The sequence below is a fragment of the Sedimentitalea sediminis genome (genome assembly GCF_042687825.1).
Classification (GTDB): Bacteria; Pseudomonadota; Alphaproteobacteria; order Rhodobacterales; family Rhodobacteraceae; genus Sedimentitalea.
Genome location: NZ_JBHUQE010000016.1, coordinates 13,598 through 29,649 on the forward strand (window position 1 = coordinate 13,598; position 16,052 = coordinate 29,649).

Consider the following 16,052-nt stretch of genomic DNA (forward strand, 5'->3'; position numbering starts at 1 on the left):
GGCGTAACGATGCCCAAAACTTGAAGACGCCCATCAGCGCGCGATTTTTCGGGGGTCGCTGGGCGCGCCACCGCGCAAATGAAAACGGGCGACCATCAAGCCGCCCGTTTTGCTTTTCAAGATCTACTTGCGGCTAGGCCGATCAATGTAGATTTCTTTCAGCGCGACCTCTTTGCGCAGACGCACTTGGAGTCGTTCCGCCAACTTCTCGGCAAAGAACATGCCGTCGTGGTCGTCTTGCAGAACGGCTTGCGCGAGTTGCAGCGCCAGACGTTTGGTCACCTTCCGGTGACACCGCTCGTCGATCTCGCGCGCCAGCATGGCTTCGAGATCGGATTGCGGAACGAGCATGTTGAGCGGGCGCGTCGGCAGCTTTTCGAGCACGGTCATTGCGCCACCTCTTCCTTCGTCACTCGCCAGAAGCCGTATTTGTGGAACTTCATCGTTTGCTTGCTGTCAGCGCGTGTGATAGTGATCTCTCTCACGCCGTTCGCCAGCAGATACTTGCCGAGGCGGTTGAAGTCGCGCCGCTTGAGCGCGGCGGGGTTAAGTACTTTCATTAGAGCTCCTTTCTTCACTTGGCTCGTGAGAAGAAGATACGAATTGCGGCATCAAACTTCGCTGTTGGAACTTTGCAGTGGGTTCGAGAACGCTGCCGCCAGCCCGAACCGCAGCAGCGCGTCAGCGAAGGCGGTCGCGCTGTTCGCCCTACCATGACGGGGGAAATGACCGAGTCGCCCGTCAGCGCCGGGAAAATCGGGGGTCTCTGACGGCGCTCTTGGCATATCGACCCGCGCGATTCTCACGAGCACAGCGAGAACGCGGGTTTTGTCACCAGAACCCCCGAAGCGGCACCGCGCCAACATGCGCCCCGACACTGCGATGATCGCTCAGCCAGTATGCCATTGCGGCGGCCATTGCGATGTCCGCATGTCCTGCCTTCGTGCCTCCCTCGATCTTCATGCGCCCCGAGGAGCCGATAGAGGCCTCGAAAGATTCCAACTCGTGCTGCAATTCGGCGCGCATGGGGAAGTTGCCGATGCGCAAGTCCCCCGTGTGCAGCGCCGAGTTGAGCGAGCCGAGGAGCATGTTCTTTCCGACGTTGTTGAAGGTGCGTCCGCGTTCCTTGGTCTCGCTCTCGTTGTCGCCCCCGACGATCTGCATCCGCGTGTTCTGAACCGACCGCGCGTCCAACATGTCCGCGAAGGCGCGACCCGGCCCGCCCGCATCGACCACGAGATAGCCAGCCGACGCCAGCGGTTCTTGCATCATGAGGTTGCGGACCACCAGCGCAAGTTCTGTGTAAGCCATCTGCGGGATGCGCTCCGCTCGAACGATCTCGCGGCGGCGTGGACCGAGTTCTTGGGCGTAGGTCGTCCATTGCGGCACCCGCTCGTCGAGGATGATCGCGAAGGCGTTCGCGTCGATGCTTTGGGCAATGTCGAGGCCCACGATGTAGCGGCGGTATCCGGGCGTCACCGTCACCGCAGGATCGGAGCAGGGCAAGATCAAGTCTTCGCCGCGTTGCACAAGTTCAGGCATGGAGGAAATCTCCCAATTTCAATTCCGGGGTATCGGTGAAAGCGTTCTCGATGGTCTCGGGCGCGAAGAACGGGACACCGCCACCGACCCAGCGCAGTTCGTGTTCCACGGCGAATTGCAGCGGCGGCATGTAGCGGCGGTCAAACGCCACCTTTTCGGCCATGCGCGGGAGTTCGGTCGAACGGGCGGTGATCTTCTCCACCTCGTCATTGTCAAACCAGAGCGAGTGCGCGAAGCCGCCTTTCTTGCCGGGGGTGGTGATAAGCAGGATGCGCCCGCCGTCCTCGCGAATGGGCAGCGTCGCGTCATAGACCGCATCCGGGATGAACGCGCCTTCCTCGTAGATCAGGATGCCGCCATCTTTCACGCCCCAGCCACGAGCCGACTCCCCGTCTTGCCCCGCAGGGACGCAGACGATGGCCGACCCGTTTTCGAGTTCCATCACCTGCTGCGTGAGGCGCGTTTTCTGGATCGGCAGCGCCATCGCGTGCCACGCCTGCAAGCATTTCTTGAATAGCAGGGTGGATTGGCTCAGCGTGGGCGATAGGATCAGGACCGTGCGACCGGGCGCGGCGACCGTCTGAGCCGCGAGCACGCCCGTCGTCTGCGACTTGCCAATACGCCGAGAGGCGAGGCACATCGCGAAAGGACTGCTCGTGGTCAGCAGTTGCCGTTGCCACGGGTCACAGGGTCCACCTACGACACGCTCGAAAAGCGCAGTCGGATCAAGGCGCTCCTCGAGCGTGCGTAGGTAGAGGGAGAGATCATTCAATCCGCAGCCTCCGCTCTTGGACGAGCGAGCGGAACAGGTCGAAGGCCTTCGGGTGCTGTTCGAACACCACGAAAAGCACCTCCTGCAACTTGCTCCATTCGGGCGACTCGTTGATCGAAAGAACGACCGTCGTGCGCTCCTTCAACGCCGTGTAGGATTTCAGCAGGCGTTCGAACGACTGCCCTTGATCGCGGAGAAGCTGGCCGAGGGCGGGGGCGAGGTCTTCAACGTCGCGGCCGTCAGCGATCTTGTCCTTCATCAGGCCGTAGATCTCTTTCTGCTCTTTGATGATCGAGCGCAGGCCTTGCTGCACGTCGTCCTGGCCTGAGTTGATCTTGTCGTCGAGGTCATGCTGTTCCGCGACGCTTGCCTCGGCCATGACAACCTTGCGCACCTCGTCCGTGATGAACTTCTGCTTGAACCGCTGCACAGTCGTCAGATCGACGCCCGCCCGCTTGGCGATCTCGCTCTGCGGACGGCGGGACAGGACGAGATCACAGACGATCTCGCCCACGTCGGGCCGATTGCGGATCACGCCGCGACGGCCTGCGCCTTCTTCCTTGGGCAGCACCCGGAGAACGCGATCCATGCGGATGCTCATGCGCTCGCACCGCGCAGCGACAGGAAGTCCTCGACAATGCCGATGATCTCGCCATTGCGAAGATGCTTCGCTACCCACCGTGTATCCGCGCTGTGGGCCTGATGCTCCCCGATCCGGTTGGAAATATCTTGGTCCGTATCACCCCCGACGCAGTCGAGAATGATGACCGTCAGAACGCCGACGCGATTGCGCATCGACTGATCCATCAGTTCGTAATCGACAAACAGCCGACCCGAGTTATCTGTGTCGATGCGATCCGGGGTGATGCCTTTCAACCCGCAGATGAAGCGGGCGGCGGCGATGCGGGCTGCAATGCTCTCAGTCATCGGACACAATCTCAAGCGTGGTGCCTGCCTTCTCGGCCTGCGCCTTGGCTTTGCGATAGAGCTGCGCGTCGCGCGCTTGCTGGCGGGTCAGGCGGATTGGTTCGGGCGACAAGTTGCGATGAATCTCCTTTGGCGCGTCGCCGCGTTCGAGCAACGTTTTCAGTTGGCCCATTTCTTCGGCCTGCTGCTTCTCGCGTGCCTCGCGCTCCCGCTTTGCGTCCTTCACCTCGTCGAGCAGTTTCTCGGCGTTGCTTTTCAGGCCGCCGATAGAGTTCTCGATCTGCTTGGACAGCGACTCCTGCATGGCTTCGAGCAGCTTGGGGGTGGCGCGCTCGATGAATTGCTCCATCAGGCGGTCGTTGGTATCGTCAGGCATGTGCATCTCCTTCACGTTCGCACAAAAAGAAAGGCAGGCCCGAGAGCCTGCCCTTCAATGAACGTGAAGATGCCTGACGCCCGGTCTTGCATCGTCAATATGCGGTAGCTGTGGGTCGGTTTACGACCAGAGCGTTTACCACTGTGTTCTAGGCCGCCAGAGCGTATGTGCGGTTCTTCTCGTCGCGCACGACTTCACCCTTGCCAATCGCGTTTTCGAGCACCTTGCGGATCTTCGCCTCGCTGTATTCGCCGCCCGTCGCGACGATCAGATCCTTGAAGCGGCGCGGCTCAGAGAGCAGCGGCAGGACAGCAGAGCGGACCTCGCTATAACTCAGTGATACCCCGCGAGGAGGCCTGTCACGCTTCTTGCGTTTGGGTGCTTTCGGGCGAGGTGCAGGGGCCTGCTCAGCCTTCCACAGACTCCGCGCGATCTCGATGCCGCCGAAGGCGTTGCGAGCGTCCGCGCCGACGATTTCGCCGCCGTCGAGGATGCGGAGGATGTTCAGACGCAAGGCGTCCGGGTCGATCCCGCACGCGCCGCACAAGCGCACACGCGACTCCGCCCACGCACCGCCGCTTCGGGTCAGCAGGAAAAGCGCCTCCTGACGTGCAAGCAGGGTTTCATCGTCGCCCCCGGACGCCGGGAGCGCCTTGCCGAACAGGTCGAGGACCGCGCGGGCGAGCACCGCGCGGTAGAGTGATTGCGGGCCGTCAGGGCGCGAGGCGTGGTCGCCGAAGTCGGGATCGAGGATCACGGGTCACACCTCGCGGGTGCCGATGATCGGAGAAATGTCGCCCCCGTCCTCCTCGATCATGTCCTTCTCGTCCTCCCACGAGCGATCCGCTCGGACGATCTCGCCCTTTTGCAGGTTCTCGTGCAGCGTCGCGCGGCTGATGACCCCGGACAGATAGAGTTTCATCTGCTGTTCGATCATCTTCGGCTCCATCGAGGACTCGATGAAGTCGCGCGACAGGGTGACTGATGCCTCGTCGGGATCGTCACCGACCCATTCAGCAGCGAGGCGCAGAAGGCGGTTCAAGCCAGCTTCGACCGACGCCACCACGCCATGCAGCAACGCAAGCTCTGACCGCGTGCGCTGCGTCGCTGTGTCGATTGTCTCGTTGCGGTTGACCGTCGAGGACAGCATCCGCGCGCCGAGGGAGATCATCGTCTCGGATTTCTCCTCCATGATCTCCTTCATGGCCGCGACGCCCGATCCCGCGAATTCCAGCATCCCGACCTCTGCACCTTCGGGCAGCAGCCAGACAGCGCCCGCGCCGATCTGCGTCGGCACCTTGTCGGCTGACAGCGATCCCGCGATCCAAGGTGTCGGGCTGGCCGTCAGGAAGATTGCGTGCTCCCGATCCGCGCTGTTCTTGAAGTGCGAGATTGCGACCTTGCACAGGGACAGGAAAGGCGGGGTCACGTCCTCGGGGCGCAGGCCCTCATGACTGACCATGATGAACGGGATGAAGTCGAGCGGCTGGCCGTTCACGAGCGGGATATGGTTCTCGCCCACATCGACGCGGTTCTTGTGCTGATCCCGCACGAACCGCCGAAACTGATAGACGCCTGCCTCAAGGATCAACTCGTAGGTGACGGCTGACCCCTCCCAATCCTCATCCGAGGCCAGGTGCACGCGCGTCAGAACCTTGCGACCGCCGACATAGGCGGTTTCGAAGTCCTCGATGGTTTCGGCGCGGAAGGTCGAGATGTGCGGGGTGGTATTGACGCTCACGCCTTCGGCGGGGAAGTCGAGCAGAATTCCGAAACGCCCCATCGACGCGACCTCGCGCACCATCTCCTCGATCAACACGTCCATCGGCGCGTTTTCGTAGGTGGCGCTGAGCCGCATGGGTTCGAGGCGCGGGGGCAGCTTCACGACGGGGGCCTTGCGCAGGGCAAGACCGACGAGCGCGCGAAGGGTCATCTCGGGTGCGCCGTAGAAGCAGGCGCGGTCGAGGTAGTAGGCGTAGTTGGCAGAAGTCATCCCGTCCGGTTTCGGGACATACAGTTGCCCCTGATCCTTCACGGCATCCTCGCCGTCGAGGCAGTCGCGAATGAGGTGATACTGCGCTTGCAGTTGATCCCAGCGAGCGCGCGTCATGCGGATGCCTCAAGCACGAGGGGGAACAGGTTGACGAAAGGCAATTCGAACCGCCCGCTGCCCGCGTGCACGCGAAGGCCTTCGCGGTAGCGATCAACCATCACCGCGCCGACCATGACCTCGCGCTTCTCGGGGTCCGTCAGGAGTTCGCGGAAGGCGGATTGCAGGGCGGGTTTGCTGACCGGGATCGAGAATGCGGTCGTGGACGAGTTGGAGGTTTGGTGGAGCGTGCAGGCGTCGCCGTTCTCCTCGAATGTGATGCGCATGGTGTTGCTTTCTGTTTTGGGTGAACGGCCATCCCGAAAGGGTCAAGGCGCGAGGATGGCCGTTCGATCAAGCCGAGCCGCGCAGCACGAATATGGACGCTGCACGGTAGAACTCCGACCGGGGGTGTGGTGCAGATTGTTCGACTGCGTTCGGGCCTTGGGCGGGGTCGTGGATTGGCAGAAAAATTCTGTCCGACCGTGGGGCGGGGGTCGTGGATCAGCGGCAGGGGGTTCCCTTTGCAGGGTCTGCGGATTTGTGCACGGATGCCCGAGGTTATTGTGCCTATGTGTGCGGACGCGCTCAACATACGCATAGACAACTTATGTGCTGCCCATGATTTCAAGCGGTTAGTCGTTGGTTTGTAGGTGGCTTGTAGGCGAAGGCAATTCGATGCCGATCAAACTACATCAGCCATGTTGACATACTGCGGAGACGCCGCCCCGAGTGAGGATGGCGAGGAATGCCGTCGTGCACGCAAATTCGTAAAATCACTTGGATTTCATTTCCCTTGCGCGAAATAAATGGATGGATGGACGATACGAACCATCCATCCATTTAATTGATGTATGAGATCCAAGAACGCACGCCGTTTGCGATTTTGCGTGCACCCTCAGTAGCCAGCCTCGTCCGCCGCCCTGCTTTGGTATTCCTTGAACATCTCAAGCACAGCATCGGCAGACGCCTCAACGTCGTTGACCTTCTCGAAGATGAACTCCCGCCGAGGCCCGCGTGTCACTCGCCACCCATGCGCCTTCTCGATTAACCCGCTCGCCTGCACGATCCGCGGCGAGATCGCCCGCGCATTGCCCGGAAAGTCTTTGACGGCAACAAGCTGGCTCAGGTCCGCGAACGCGTCCTTCATCTGAATGAACAACTCGGTGGATGTGCACACCCACTTCGACCCGACGCCTTTGTCGATCCCCATCAGGAAGTCGGCAAGAAAGAGGTAGACGCTATCCGCTGTCCCGGCCTCAAGCGCCATTTCGAGACGCACCTTCGCATACTCCTCGGTGAACCATCCATCTTCGCGACCGAGGAGTCGCGCGACACACTCGCCCACACGGGCAAAGACGCCGAACCGTGAACTCGTTTGCTTGACCGTGTGGACATCACGCAGAACCGCCGCAACGAGGCTGTAGAGCGCACCCCGCCAACGCGGCATGTTCTCTTTGCGGTATGCCGCAAACTCCTCCTCGTCCATGTAGTGAGCGGGTCGAGTCAAAGTGATGCGTATGATCCGCTCAATCAGGTCTTGCTTATAGAACGTCGGATCGAGGCCAGCGATCAGCAGCGGGCGCATCGCATCGACCGCAAACACATCGCCATCAGAATACAGCTTGCGCTTCGACAAGCCGCCGCCTGTAGACAGGCGACAGAGCGCATCAGAGAGCCGCGCAAGTGTGTCCACGTTGTCAAACGACATGACAGCCGACTGATACGCGGAGACGACAAGGTCATCCTCGCCGCTCGGTTCGCCAGCCTGTGCGCCGACTTTTGGGTCGAGCATTTCGATAAGCGTGGTGAGCGTTGACGACTTTGCCGATCCCGCTGAGCCGTCAAGGATCGCGATAGGGCACTGTTTGCCGGGATTGATGATCGCCGTCACCATCCAAGCGAGCAGGAACACCATCGAGTCACCATCCACATTGAGGAAATCGATCAGGTCGGACAGGTTGCCATCTTCGGGGATCGACATTGGCAGGCCAACACCTTTGCGGAAGTGAACGGACGCGTCATTGTTGATGCGCCATCCGTCTGCGTCGATTTCGAGGATGTTGCGGTCGGGATCGGCCAAGAAGACATACCGCTTACCGCCCACACGCGCGAAACGCAGATCGACATGAGCGGGTGCCGCCTCGGCGGCTTCTGCGAGGGCAATCATCTGGGCTGACTTCACGTCCTGCTCAGCGGGCATTTTCTGATAGGCGCGAAGCATCCCGAGGGCGCAGGCGTTCTTGAAGTCGTTGGTGTCGATACGAACCCAGTCACGCTCTTTCAATTCGGCATAGGCCACGTCTGACTGATCGCGGATGATGCGAACGTCTGTCAGAAAGTCGAGGGCAAGGAGTTTGCGCTTTTCGGCAGCAGTGAAAGGTTGCTTGCCGCCATAGCCATGCTGTTGGGCGAACCGCCAAAACGACAGGGGCGTGTATTTCTGAGCGCCCGAGAGTTTGTCCCATTCTTTTTCATCACCTGGCTCGTAAGCAGAGGACGATTTCGACCAAGCGACCCAGCGGTCGCGCGCCCATTCGTTCTCGCGACCGAACGCCTCTTGAAGGCAGATGCCCGCCGCACCCCAATCATCGCGATTGTCAGGATCATACTTCTGGATGAAACACTCAAAGGCGGCGTCCCGATTTATCTCGGCTGTTTCGGTCGTCGATTTGCGCCCGCGCTTTTTGCCCACGTAGTGCTCGATGATAGTATCTTGCGGGACTGTCTCGCGCATCACGCCATCGTCGCTCACGGTCATTCTGACCGATGCGCGACCCATTGGAAGCGCGCACACCTGCTGACCCACGCCCTTGGGCAGCACCTCGACAAAGCCATCAGCGAGTTCACCGCCCGCTTTCCGTTCGAGAGCCGCTTTCTTAAGAATGTGATCGGCAAGGTCTTTCATAACGTCAATGCGCTTGGGCGCGTCGAACGTGACCCAGATGTGCATACCATGACCCCCACCGGACAAGAACATCCGGTGAGGCAATTCGGACTCGGTCAACACGTTTACGACCCGCGCGACGTGGTCTTGGATTTCATCCGTGGTCAGCCGCTCATTGTGATCATCAAAGTCGAAGATCATGAAACGGGTGTGGTCGAGCTTGTCAGGCTTGGTCTCTGTGCCGACGTTTAGCCAGATCGCGCGGCAGTCATCGCCGCGCGTCAGGTGTTCTCGTATCAACTCGTCCGATAGAGGCTCGTTGATTGGGCGATACCACCACTTCTGCTCTTTTGAGTTCCATTCGCGCACGGAATGGCCGTCTTGGTTGGCGATGTTTCGCCACTGTTTCAGACACTCCATCTCGATTAGCCCCGCGTCTCAACGAGGCCGTTTTTCATCCAAGCATCGAGGTCGGACTGCCGATAGCGGACGCGGCCAGCCATTTTGTAGTAGCGCGGGCCACGACGCGGCGAGCAAGTGCGCCACCATTCGAGGGTGCTTGTGGAGTATCCGAGGTAGTGGGCGGCGTTTGCCGTGTCGAGATATGGGTCGTCATTTTGGGCGCGCATAACAATGCACCTTTCTCCCCATCGGGGATTAGGTGCCTCTGTCCGCGCGGCCTGCTGTAACGGTGTCAACGGCCCGCAGTGTCGGGGCCTATCCCGCTGCCCCCTGCATCATTGCAGGTCGCAGGTCCTCACCCTCTCGGGCGACCGGAGCTTTCAGACCCCCTCACGTTGTTCAGTTGCGTGGGTCGTCGGCATTTTCACGTGGGACGAACATAGGGACTGTTCGACCGAATTGCAACATAACCGAGTTATGAAAAGAACCTATTTCTGATTTAAATCAGGTCTTTGCGTTTAAACGCTGAGATGATCTGTTCCATTGGCTCGCGCAGTTTCCGATGGTCAACCACGATATACCGCGACCCCGTGACAGATTGTGGGGTGTGGTTCAGCAGCCGCCCAACCGTCTCCTCAAGCAAGCCTGCCTCAGTCGTCGCGAAGGTCGCGAACGTGCGGCGATGGTCGTGCGCTGTCCACGGGATGCGAGCGGGTTCTTTCATGTGCAGGGCGTCGCGCTTTCCGGGAAACACATAGTCTGACCGTATCGGGGGTATGTCAGCGAGGATCGCATGGTGTTCGGGCAGCAATGGCAGATCGAAAGCCCGACCGTTCTTAGTCTCAGGCAGGTGCAAGTGATCGTCGCGCACCTGATCCCAACGAAGCGACAGCGCCTCGGTCTTGCGCAGGCCCGTTGTCAGCAGCAGCCGGAAAAACGCCGTGTGGATAGGGTTCTCCAACGCATCGACAACCTTCTTCCATTCAGTCAGGTCGGTGATGATGCGCTGCGACGGTTCTTCAGCAAACCATTCGATGGCGATGGTCGGGCATTCGGGCAGGTCGTGGATGCGCCGCGCATGGTTGTAGATCGAACGAAACGACTTGAGGACGTGGTTCGCGCCGCGCTCACCTGACTTGGCGATGCGGGCATGAGCGCGAACGCAGTCGGCCTTGGTGATTTCGTCGAGGGGCATCGACAGCCACTCGGTCAGATGGTTGTGCATCTGACCACGCACTTGGTTCTTGTTATGTTCCGAGCGCAGCTTGGGGCGAGCGAGATAGTCTTCGGTCGCTTGTTCGAGTGTCGGGATGCGGGCGGCACGCAGGCGGCGTGCAACAGCGCCCGTCGCATATTGTGCAACGAGTTGCGCGGCCTCGTAGCGAGCGTCCACGAGGCGCGTCTCAGGGTAGGTGCCCAACTTCGTGCGCGTCGTTTTGCCGTGCACGTCCTTTTGGTAGTAAAACGTCTTCTTCGCCTTGCCCGTGAACAAGCCGAAACCCTTGATCTCGGTGTCCCAGAGTTTGGCGTTCGGAGGGGCGTTTTTGCAGGCGGCGTCAGTGAGCTTCAAGCGTTCAGTTGGCATCTTCGTCGTCCCATTTTGCAGTGAATTTGTAGGCAGCGCATTGCAACGCGGTATAACACGTCGGGACGACGTTGCGGTCATTTGTGCAATGAAATCAACCGCTTTGGGAGGTATTGCAAGAAGCCGGTAGTGTATTGCTATGCTTGGGAAGCTGCTGTTCTACCATTGAGCTACACCCGCGCGCTGATCTCTTGTTATGTCCGGGTGGGGGCGGATTCAAGGGCGAATGGGCGCATACCAGGGAATTGCGGGCACCGGGCCGTCGCCCAGGTCAGGGCGGCGATCCGATGCGCACTGGTCGATCCGGTGTCAGAGATATTCCGGCTGCGGCATGCCCAGGACGTGATAGCCGCCATCGACGTGGATGATTTCGCCGGTGGTGCAGGCGCCAGCATCCGAGGCCAGGTAGACGGCAGTGCCGCCGACAGCCTCAAGCGTGGCGTTGCTGCGCAAGGGCGCGTTCTGGTCGGTGTGCTTGTAAGTCTTGCGCGCGCCACCAATGGCGGCGCCGGCCAAGGTTTTCATCGGACCGGGCGAGATCGCGTTCACCCGGATGCCCTCGGGACCGAGATCGTTGGCCAGATAGCGGGTGGCGGATTCCAGGGCCGCCTTGGCCACACCCATGACGTTGTAATTGGGCACGACGCGGTTGCTGCCCTGATAGGTCAGGGTCATCAGGGTGCCGCCGTTGTCGATCATCAGGGGATGGGCGCGGCGCGCCACCTCGATAAAGGAATAGGCGCTGATATCCAGCGTGTTCTTGAAATTGGCCCGGCTGGTGTTGAGGAACCGGCCAGTCAGTTCGGTCTTTTCCGAAAAGGCGATGGCATGCACCAGAAAGTCGATGCTCGGCCAGCGTGCCGCCAGCTGATCAAAGGCGCGGTCCAGCGAGGCATCGTCGGTGACGTCGACATCGACCATCAGATCCGAACCGACCGACGCGGCCAGCGGTTCCAGCCGCTTACCAAAGGCCTCGCCCTGATAGGTAAAGGCCAGCTCGGCCCCGGCCTGGTGCATCGCGCGGGCGATGCCCCAAGCGATCGAGCGTTCATTGGCCACGCCCATGATCAGGCCGCGTTTTCCCTTGAGCAGTTCTGACATGATCCGATCCCTAGTCCTTGAATTTCGACAGGATCATGGATCCATTGGTGCCGCCAAAGCCAAAGCTGTTGGTCATCACGCTGTCCAGCCCGGCATTCTGCACCGTTTCCAGCGCGATTTCCGAGGCATCCAGCGCCGGGTCCAGGGTTTCGACATTGATCGAGCGGGCGATAAAGTCGTTGTCCAGCATCAGCAGGCTGAAGATCGCCTCGAGCGCGCCGGCAGCCCCCTGGGCATGGCCGGTCATCGACTTGGTCGAACTGATCGGCGGGGTGGACCCTTGTCCAAAGACCCGGCGCACCGCCTCGACCTCGCCGACATCGCCGACCGGCGTGCTGGTGCCATGGGCGTTGATATAGTCCACACTGCGGCCCTCGGGCAGGGATTGCAGGGCCAGGCGCATGGCGCGTTCGCCGCCCTCGCCGGACGGGGCCACCATGTCATGGCCATCGCTGGTGGCGGCATAACCGGTGACCTCGGCATAGATTTTCGCGCCGCGCGCCTGCGCATGTTCCAGCTCTTCAAGCACCACGATACCGCCGCCGCCCGAGATCACGAAACCATCGCGATTGGCGTCAAAGGCGCGGCTGGCGGTCTGAGGTGCGTCATTGTATTTGCTGCTCATCGCGCCCATGGCGTCGAACAGGCAGGACAGGGTCCAGTCCAGTTCCTCGCCGCCGCCGGCAAACATTACGTCCTGCTTGCCCAGCATGATCTGTTCCGCGGCATTGCCGATGCAATGCAGGCTGGTCGAGCAGGCCGAGGTGATGGAATAGTTGATGCCCTTGATCTTGTAGGCGGTGGCCAGGTTGGCCGAAATCGTCGAGGACATGCATTTGGGCACGGCAAAGGGGCCGATGCGCTTGGTGGCGCCGGATTTCAGCACCGTCTGATGCGCGGTCAGCATGGCGCTGGTCGAGGGGCCGCCCGAGCCGGCGACCAGGCCGGTGCGCGGATTGACGATGTCGGATTCTTCCAGCCCGGCATCGGCGATCGCCTCGGCCATGGCGATATGGGCATAGGCCGCCCCCGGTCCCATGAACCGCAGGGTGCGCTTGTCCACATGGTCGCTGGGGGTGATCTTGAGCGTGCCGGCGATCTGGCTGCGGAACCCGTGTTCGGCCATTTCGGGGCAGGCTTCGATTCCCGAACTGCCGGATTTCAGTGCTGCCAGAACCTCGGCGGCATTATTTCCGATGGACGAGACTATACCCAGCCCAGTGACAACGACGCGACGCATCGGCGGTCTCCTTTATGGCGGCCCGTGCGGGCGTGATCAGGTCTGGGCTGCGGCCAGACCCACCTTCATGTCCTTGACGGCATAGATCTCTTCGCCATCGGCGACAACCCGTCCGTCTGCCACGCCCAGCTTCAGCTTGCGGTCGATGATGCGGGTCATGTCCACATAGTAGGTCAGCATCTTGCGGTCCGGCTTGACCATGCCCTTCAGCTTGACCTCGCCGACGCCCATCGCCATGCCCTGACCCTGCATGCCGCGCCAGCCCAGGTTGAAACCGGTCAACTGCCACAACCCGTCCAGACCCAGACAGCCGGGCATGATCGGGTTGCCGGGGAAATGACAGTCAAAGAACCAGAGGTCCGGCGTGATGTCGAACTCGGCCACGACATGGCCCAATCCCTTGCTGCCGCCATCGGCGCTGATTTCGGTGATCCGGTCCATCATCAGCATGGGGGGCAGGGGCAGTTGCGCGTTCCCCGGGCCGAAAAGTTCGCCACGGGCGCATTTGAGCAAGCCCTCTTTGTCAAAACTGTTGGGGAATTGCGCCATCCTGCCGGCTCTCCTGCTCGGGTAATGCTGTTGCAATCCCGTCTAGCATCGGCGCTTAGGGTCCTGCAAGTGCGGCGCAATCGCCGGGCCGAGCGGCCCAGCAGCGGCGCCCGCGGCACCTGGCGCATCAGTCGCGCGGATTGGCCGGCACGACAGCGCGGCGATAGAGGTGCCAGGTCGCATGGCCCAGCACCGGCAGGATCACCATCAACCCGACGAACAGCGTCGCCATGCCGACGGCCAGCGACCCGGCGACGATCAGCCCCCAGGCGGCGGCGGTTTTCGGCGAGCGCCGGGCGACCCGGACCGAAGTGATCACCGCACGCGGCAGGCCGACATGGCGGTCGATCAGCAGGGGAAAGGACACCAGGCTGATGGCCAGGGCGACGATGGCGAAACCGAATCCGACGGCCAGACCGACGATCAGCATCGCCCATCCGGCCAGCGAGCCGAAAGTGGCCTGCAGCAGCAGAACCAGCGATTGCGGCGGTTCCGGCCCCAGGGTCAGCTTGTAGATCGCGCCGGCGGCGAACATCCAGCCGATGAACAGGACCGCCAGGTAGCCGCCCAGCACGACGATCGGCGTGCAGGAGGGAGAAGAGATAACACCGAACGCGTCACCCCATCCGGTGTCCAGACCGGCTTCGCGGCGCCGGCTCAACTCGTACAGGCCGATAGCCGCCACCGGTCCGACCAGCGCAAACCCCGACAGCAGCGGGAACAACAGCGGCAGCAGGTCGCGGTTCATCGCGAACCATGTCAGAACCAGTCCAAGCACCGGATAGACCAGCGCGATGAACATGACGTCCGTGCGCATGGCGGTGAAATCCTCGTAGCCCTTGGCCAAAGCGGCGCGCAGATCCGCCAGCGTGATGTTGCGCAGAACGATCGGCGCGGTGTCCACGCCCGAGAGTTCGCCCGCGCCCGAGCCGATGCTGTGCGAGCCGCGGCCGAACAGTTGCGCGATCCATGAAATCGGGTTGCCTATTGTCTTGACCATGTTGCCCTCGCTTGCACTGAGTGTGTGTCAAAGGGCCAACGACCGGGCGGGCATATCGCATTCCCGCGGGCCAGGCCCATGGGGATCCATCCGTCCCCATGCTAGCAAATGCGCCGGCTGCTGTCGCCCTGCACGATGCGGTTTCACGCAGACGTGCGCTGCGGGCGTCTGTGCGGCGGGAGGCGGCGGCGGCCTGTTGCGAATGAATTTCATTTGAATTCCGAGCCCGATGCCCCTTATATATCGGGTCACGAAAGGGAAACGGGGCCGATGCCAAAGCCGATGCCAAGCGCCAACGAGACCGCCGCGACCTGGCTGGGGTCGGCCGGGCTGCGCCCGACGCGCCAGCGCCTGGCGCTGGCCGAGTTGCTGGTGGGCGATGGTCAGCATCGCCACGTCACCGCCGAAAGCCTGTTCGAAGCGGCCCGTTCCGCCGGGGCGACAGTGTCGCTGGCCACGGTTTACAACACGCTGCGGGCGTTCTGCGATGCCGGGCTGCTGCAAGAGGTCGGGGTGGACGGATCGAAAAGCCATTTCGACACGAACACCCGTGATCACCCGCATTTCTATTGGGAAGACGAGGGTCGGTTGACCGATGCGCCTTCGGATCAGCTGGTGATCACCCGTCTGCCCAGGGCGCCGGATGGTGCCGAGATCGCCGCGGTGGATGTGGTCATTCGCCTGCGGCGGACCTGAGGCCGCCCGCCCGTCACCCGGTCGCCCGCCAGACCGATTTTGCCGAAAAGGCCGCCCAGCATGCCTCATCCCTTGGTCAGCCGCGCCGATATCGACGGTTTTCGCCGCGATGGCGTGGTGCTGATCCGTGGTCTGTTCGCCGATCATGTCGAAACCCTGCGCGCGGGCATCGCCGCGAACATGGCCGATCCCGGCCCCTATGCCTCGGAAAACCGCAAGGCCGGGCAGACCGGGCGGTTCTTTGACGATTACTGCAACTGGCAGCGGATCCCGGAATTTGCGCAGGTGATCCGCGACTCGCCCGCTGCCGAGGTGGCCGCCGACCTGATGGGCGCCGAGACGGTACAGCTGTTTCACGATCATGTGCTGGTCAAGGAGCCGGGCACATCGATGGCAACGCCCTGGCATCAGGACGGGCCCTATTATTTCGTGCAGGGACGGCAGACGCTCAGTTTCTGGTCGCCGCTGGACGCGGTCACGGAGGCGACCCTGCGCTGTGTCGCCGGCTCGCATCTGTGGGAAAAGGACGTGCTGCCGACGCGCTGGGTGTCGCAAGAAGGTTTCTTTCCCGACGCGGGCCAGTACATGCCGGTGCCCGATCCCGACGCCGAGGGCATGCGCATCGTCGAATTTCCGATGCAGCCGGGAGATGCGGTAGCCTTTCATTTTCGCACCCTGCACGGTGCGCGCGGCAATACCAGTACGGCGCGGCGCCGGGCGTTCTCGCTGCGGGTGGTCGGGGATGACGCGCGCTATGTGCAGCGGCCCGGGCCGACCTCGCCACCGTTTCCGGGCCATGGCATGTCGGCGGGGCAAAAGCTGCGCGGCGACTGGTTCCCGGTGATCTGGCCGCGCGGCGCCAGCCCCGGCTGACGCGGACGCTGCA

At 61.8% G+C, this 16,052-nt stretch carries 19 protein-coding genes; 2 read left to right on the forward strand and 17 right to left on the reverse strand.

Annotated elements, in window-relative coordinates; translation table 11 throughout:
- Positions 1–123: 123 nt before the first annotated feature.
- The 17 genes from ACFMPD_RS13045 to ACFMPD_RS13125 all read right to left on the reverse strand — a co-directional run bounded on the left by ACFMPD_RS13045 (position 124) and on the right by ACFMPD_RS13125 (position 14,470).
- A complete protein-coding gene (locus ACFMPD_RS13045) occupies positions 124–390 on the reverse strand; it encodes a hypothetical protein (protein WP_055191820.1) in 267 nt (88 codons plus the stop codon).
- A complete protein-coding gene (locus tag ACFMPD_RS13050; RefSeq protein ID WP_380995056.1) occupies positions 387–560 on the reverse strand; it encodes a hypothetical protein in 174 nt (57 codons plus the stop codon). Before ACFMPD_RS13050 ends, ACFMPD_RS13045 begins: the two co-directional genes overlap by 4 nt.
- A 271-nt stretch (positions 561–831) precedes the next feature.
- A complete protein-coding gene (locus ACFMPD_RS13055; RefSeq protein ID WP_380995059.1) occupies positions 832–1,542 on the reverse strand; it encodes a hypothetical protein in 711 nt (236 codons plus the stop codon).
- Positions 1,535–2,314: a terminase large subunit domain-containing protein gene (locus ACFMPD_RS13060; RefSeq protein WP_380995061.1), complete on the reverse strand. Its 780-nt coding sequence runs from the start codon at positions 2,312–2,314 to the stop codon at positions 1,535–1,537. The genes ACFMPD_RS13055 and ACFMPD_RS13060 overlap by 8 nt, the downstream gene beginning before the upstream one ends.
- Positions 2,307–2,915, reverse strand: coding sequence for a hypothetical protein (locus tag ACFMPD_RS13065; RefSeq protein WP_380995064.1), 609 nt, complete (start codon positions 2,913–2,915; stop codon positions 2,307–2,309). The genes ACFMPD_RS13060 and ACFMPD_RS13065 overlap by 8 nt, the downstream gene beginning before the upstream one ends.
- Positions 2,912–3,241, reverse strand: a complete 330-nt coding sequence (locus tag ACFMPD_RS13070) for a hypothetical protein (protein WP_380995066.1) — start codon at positions 3,239–3,241, stop codon at positions 2,912–2,914. The genes ACFMPD_RS13065 and ACFMPD_RS13070 overlap by 4 nt, the downstream gene beginning before the upstream one ends.
- Positions 3,234–3,617 (reverse strand): hypothetical protein, encoded by a 384-nt coding sequence (locus tag ACFMPD_RS13075; protein ID WP_380995069.1) that lies wholly within the window; start codon positions 3,615–3,617, stop codon positions 3,234–3,236. Before ACFMPD_RS13075 ends, ACFMPD_RS13070 begins: the two co-directional genes overlap by 8 nt.
- Before the next feature lie 148 nt (positions 3,618–3,765).
- Positions 3,766–4,374 (reverse strand): hypothetical protein, encoded by a 609-nt coding sequence (locus ACFMPD_RS13080; RefSeq protein ID WP_380995072.1) that lies wholly within the window; start codon positions 4,372–4,374, stop codon positions 3,766–3,768.
- Positions 4,375–4,377: 3 nt separating this feature from the next.
- Positions 4,378–5,727 carry a DUF4055 domain-containing protein gene (locus ACFMPD_RS13085; RefSeq protein ID WP_380995074.1) on the reverse strand — a complete coding sequence of 450 codons (1,350 nt, stop codon included), beginning with the start codon at positions 5,725–5,727 and terminating at the stop codon, positions 4,378–4,380.
- Positions 5,724–5,993, reverse strand: a complete 270-nt coding sequence (locus ACFMPD_RS13090) for a hypothetical protein (protein ID WP_380995077.1) — start codon at positions 5,991–5,993, stop codon at positions 5,724–5,726. Before ACFMPD_RS13090 ends, ACFMPD_RS13085 begins: the two co-directional genes overlap by 4 nt.
- A 611-nt stretch (positions 5,994–6,604) precedes the next feature.
- Positions 6,605–9,013 carry a TOTE conflict system archaeo-eukaryotic primase domain-containing protein gene (locus ACFMPD_RS13095; RefSeq protein ID WP_380995080.1) on the reverse strand — a complete coding sequence of 803 codons (2,409 nt, stop codon included), beginning with the start codon at positions 9,011–9,013 and terminating at the stop codon, positions 6,605–6,607.
- Positions 9,014–9,018: 5 nt separating this feature from the next.
- On the reverse strand, positions 9,019–9,222 hold the full coding sequence (locus ACFMPD_RS13100) for a helix-turn-helix transcriptional regulator (protein WP_380995082.1): 204 nt from the start codon (positions 9,220–9,222) through the stop codon (positions 9,019–9,021).
- Positions 9,223–9,494: 272 nt separating this feature from the next.
- Positions 9,495–10,580 (reverse strand): tyrosine-type recombinase/integrase, encoded by a 1,086-nt coding sequence (locus ACFMPD_RS13105; RefSeq protein WP_380995084.1) that lies wholly within the window; start codon positions 10,578–10,580, stop codon positions 9,495–9,497.
- A 309-nt stretch (positions 10,581–10,889) separates the two neighbouring features.
- On the reverse strand, positions 10,890–11,681 hold the full coding sequence (locus ACFMPD_RS13110) for an enoyl-ACP reductase FabI (protein ID WP_380995086.1): 792 nt from the start codon (positions 11,679–11,681) through the stop codon (positions 10,890–10,892).
- 10 nt (positions 11,682–11,691) lie between these two features.
- A complete protein-coding gene (gene fabB, locus ACFMPD_RS13115) occupies positions 11,692–12,921 on the reverse strand; it encodes a beta-ketoacyl-ACP synthase I (RefSeq protein WP_380995088.1) in 1,230 nt (409 codons plus the stop codon).
- Positions 12,922–12,957: 36 nt separating this feature from the next.
- Entirely contained in the window at positions 12,958–13,470 is a 513-nt protein-coding gene (fabA, locus tag ACFMPD_RS13120) for a bifunctional 3-hydroxydecanoyl-ACP dehydratase/trans-2-decenoyl-ACP isomerase (protein WP_380995090.1), read from the reverse strand.
- Between the two features lie 127 nt (positions 13,471–13,597).
- Positions 13,598–14,470 carry a DUF2189 domain-containing protein gene (locus ACFMPD_RS13125; protein ID WP_380995093.1) on the reverse strand — a complete coding sequence of 291 codons (873 nt, stop codon included), beginning with the start codon at positions 14,468–14,470 and terminating at the stop codon, positions 13,598–13,600.
- Positions 14,471–14,740: 270 nt separating this feature from the next.
- On the opposite strand from ACFMPD_RS13125, the gene irrA reads away from it, so the two are divergent.
- Together irrA and ACFMPD_RS13135 are read left to right on the forward strand one after the other, a co-directional pair.
- Positions 14,741–15,166, forward strand: coding sequence for an iron response transcriptional regulator IrrA (irrA, locus tag ACFMPD_RS13130; RefSeq protein ID WP_380995095.1), 426 nt, complete (start codon positions 14,741–14,743; stop codon positions 15,164–15,166).
- A 60-nt stretch (positions 15,167–15,226) separates the two neighbouring features.
- Positions 15,227–16,039 (forward strand): phytanoyl-CoA dioxygenase family protein, encoded by an 813-nt coding sequence (locus ACFMPD_RS13135; protein ID WP_380995098.1) that lies wholly within the window; start codon positions 15,227–15,229, stop codon positions 16,037–16,039.
- Positions 16,040–16,052 lie beyond the last annotated feature (13 nt).

Excerpts from the sequence above, each read along its gene's own strand:
- ACFMPD_RS13045 (WP_055191820.1), bottom strand. The coding sequence starts at position 390 with ATGACCGTGCTCGAAAAGCTGCCGACGCGCCCGCTCAACATGCTCGTT.
- ACFMPD_RS13050 (WP_380995056.1), bottom strand. The coding sequence starts at position 560 with ATGAAAGTACTTAACCCCGCCGCGCTCAAGCGGCGCGACTTCAACCGC.
- ACFMPD_RS13055 (WP_380995059.1), bottom strand. The coding sequence starts at position 1,542 with ATGCCTGAACTTGTGCAACGCGGCGAAGACTTGATCTTGCCCTGCTCC.
- ACFMPD_RS13065 (WP_380995064.1), bottom strand. The coding sequence starts at position 2,915 with ATGAGCATCCGCATGGATCGCGTTCTCCGGGTGCTGCCCAAGGAAGAA.
- ACFMPD_RS13070 (WP_380995066.1), bottom strand. The coding sequence starts at position 3,241 with ATGACTGAGAGCATTGCAGCCCGCATCGCCGCCGCCCGCTTCATCTGC.
- ACFMPD_RS13075 (WP_380995069.1), bottom strand. The coding sequence starts at position 3,617 with ATGCCTGACGATACCAACGACCGCCTGATGGAGCAATTCATCGAGCGC.
- ACFMPD_RS13085 (WP_380995074.1), bottom strand. The coding sequence starts at position 5,727 with ATGACGCGCGCTCGCTGGGATCAACTGCAAGCGCAGTATCACCTCATT.
- ACFMPD_RS13090 (WP_380995077.1), bottom strand. The coding sequence starts at position 5,993 with ATGCGCATCACATTCGAGGAGAACGGCGACGCCTGCACGCTCCACCAA.
- ACFMPD_RS13095 (WP_380995080.1), bottom strand. The coding sequence starts at position 9,013 with ATGGAGTGTCTGAAACAGTGGCGAAACATCGCCAACCAAGACGGCCAT.
- ACFMPD_RS13100 (WP_380995082.1), bottom strand. The coding sequence starts at position 9,222 with ATGCGCGCCCAAAATGACGACCCATATCTCGACACGGCAAACGCCGCC.
- ACFMPD_RS13105 (WP_380995084.1), bottom strand. The coding sequence starts at position 10,580 with ATGCCAACTGAACGCTTGAAGCTCACTGACGCCGCCTGCAAAAACGCC.
- ACFMPD_RS13110 (WP_380995086.1), bottom strand. The coding sequence starts at position 11,681 with ATGTCAGAACTGCTCAAGGGAAAACGCGGCCTGATCATGGGCGTGGCC.
- fabB (WP_380995088.1), bottom strand. The coding sequence starts at position 12,921 with ATGCGTCGCGTCGTTGTCACTGGGCTGGGTATAGTCTCGTCCATCGGA.
- fabA (WP_380995090.1), bottom strand. The coding sequence starts at position 13,470 with ATGGCGCAATTCCCCAACAGTTTTGACAAAGAGGGCTTGCTCAAATGC.
- ACFMPD_RS13125 (WP_380995093.1), bottom strand. The coding sequence starts at position 14,470 with ATGGTCAAGACAATAGGCAACCCGATTTCATGGATCGCGCAACTGTTC.
- irrA (WP_380995095.1), top strand. The coding sequence starts at position 14,741 with ATGCCAAAGCCGATGCCAAGCGCCAACGAGACCGCCGCGACCTGGCTG.
- ACFMPD_RS13135 (WP_380995098.1), top strand. The coding sequence starts at position 15,227 with ATGCCTCATCCCTTGGTCAGCCGCGCCGATATCGACGGTTTTCGCCGC.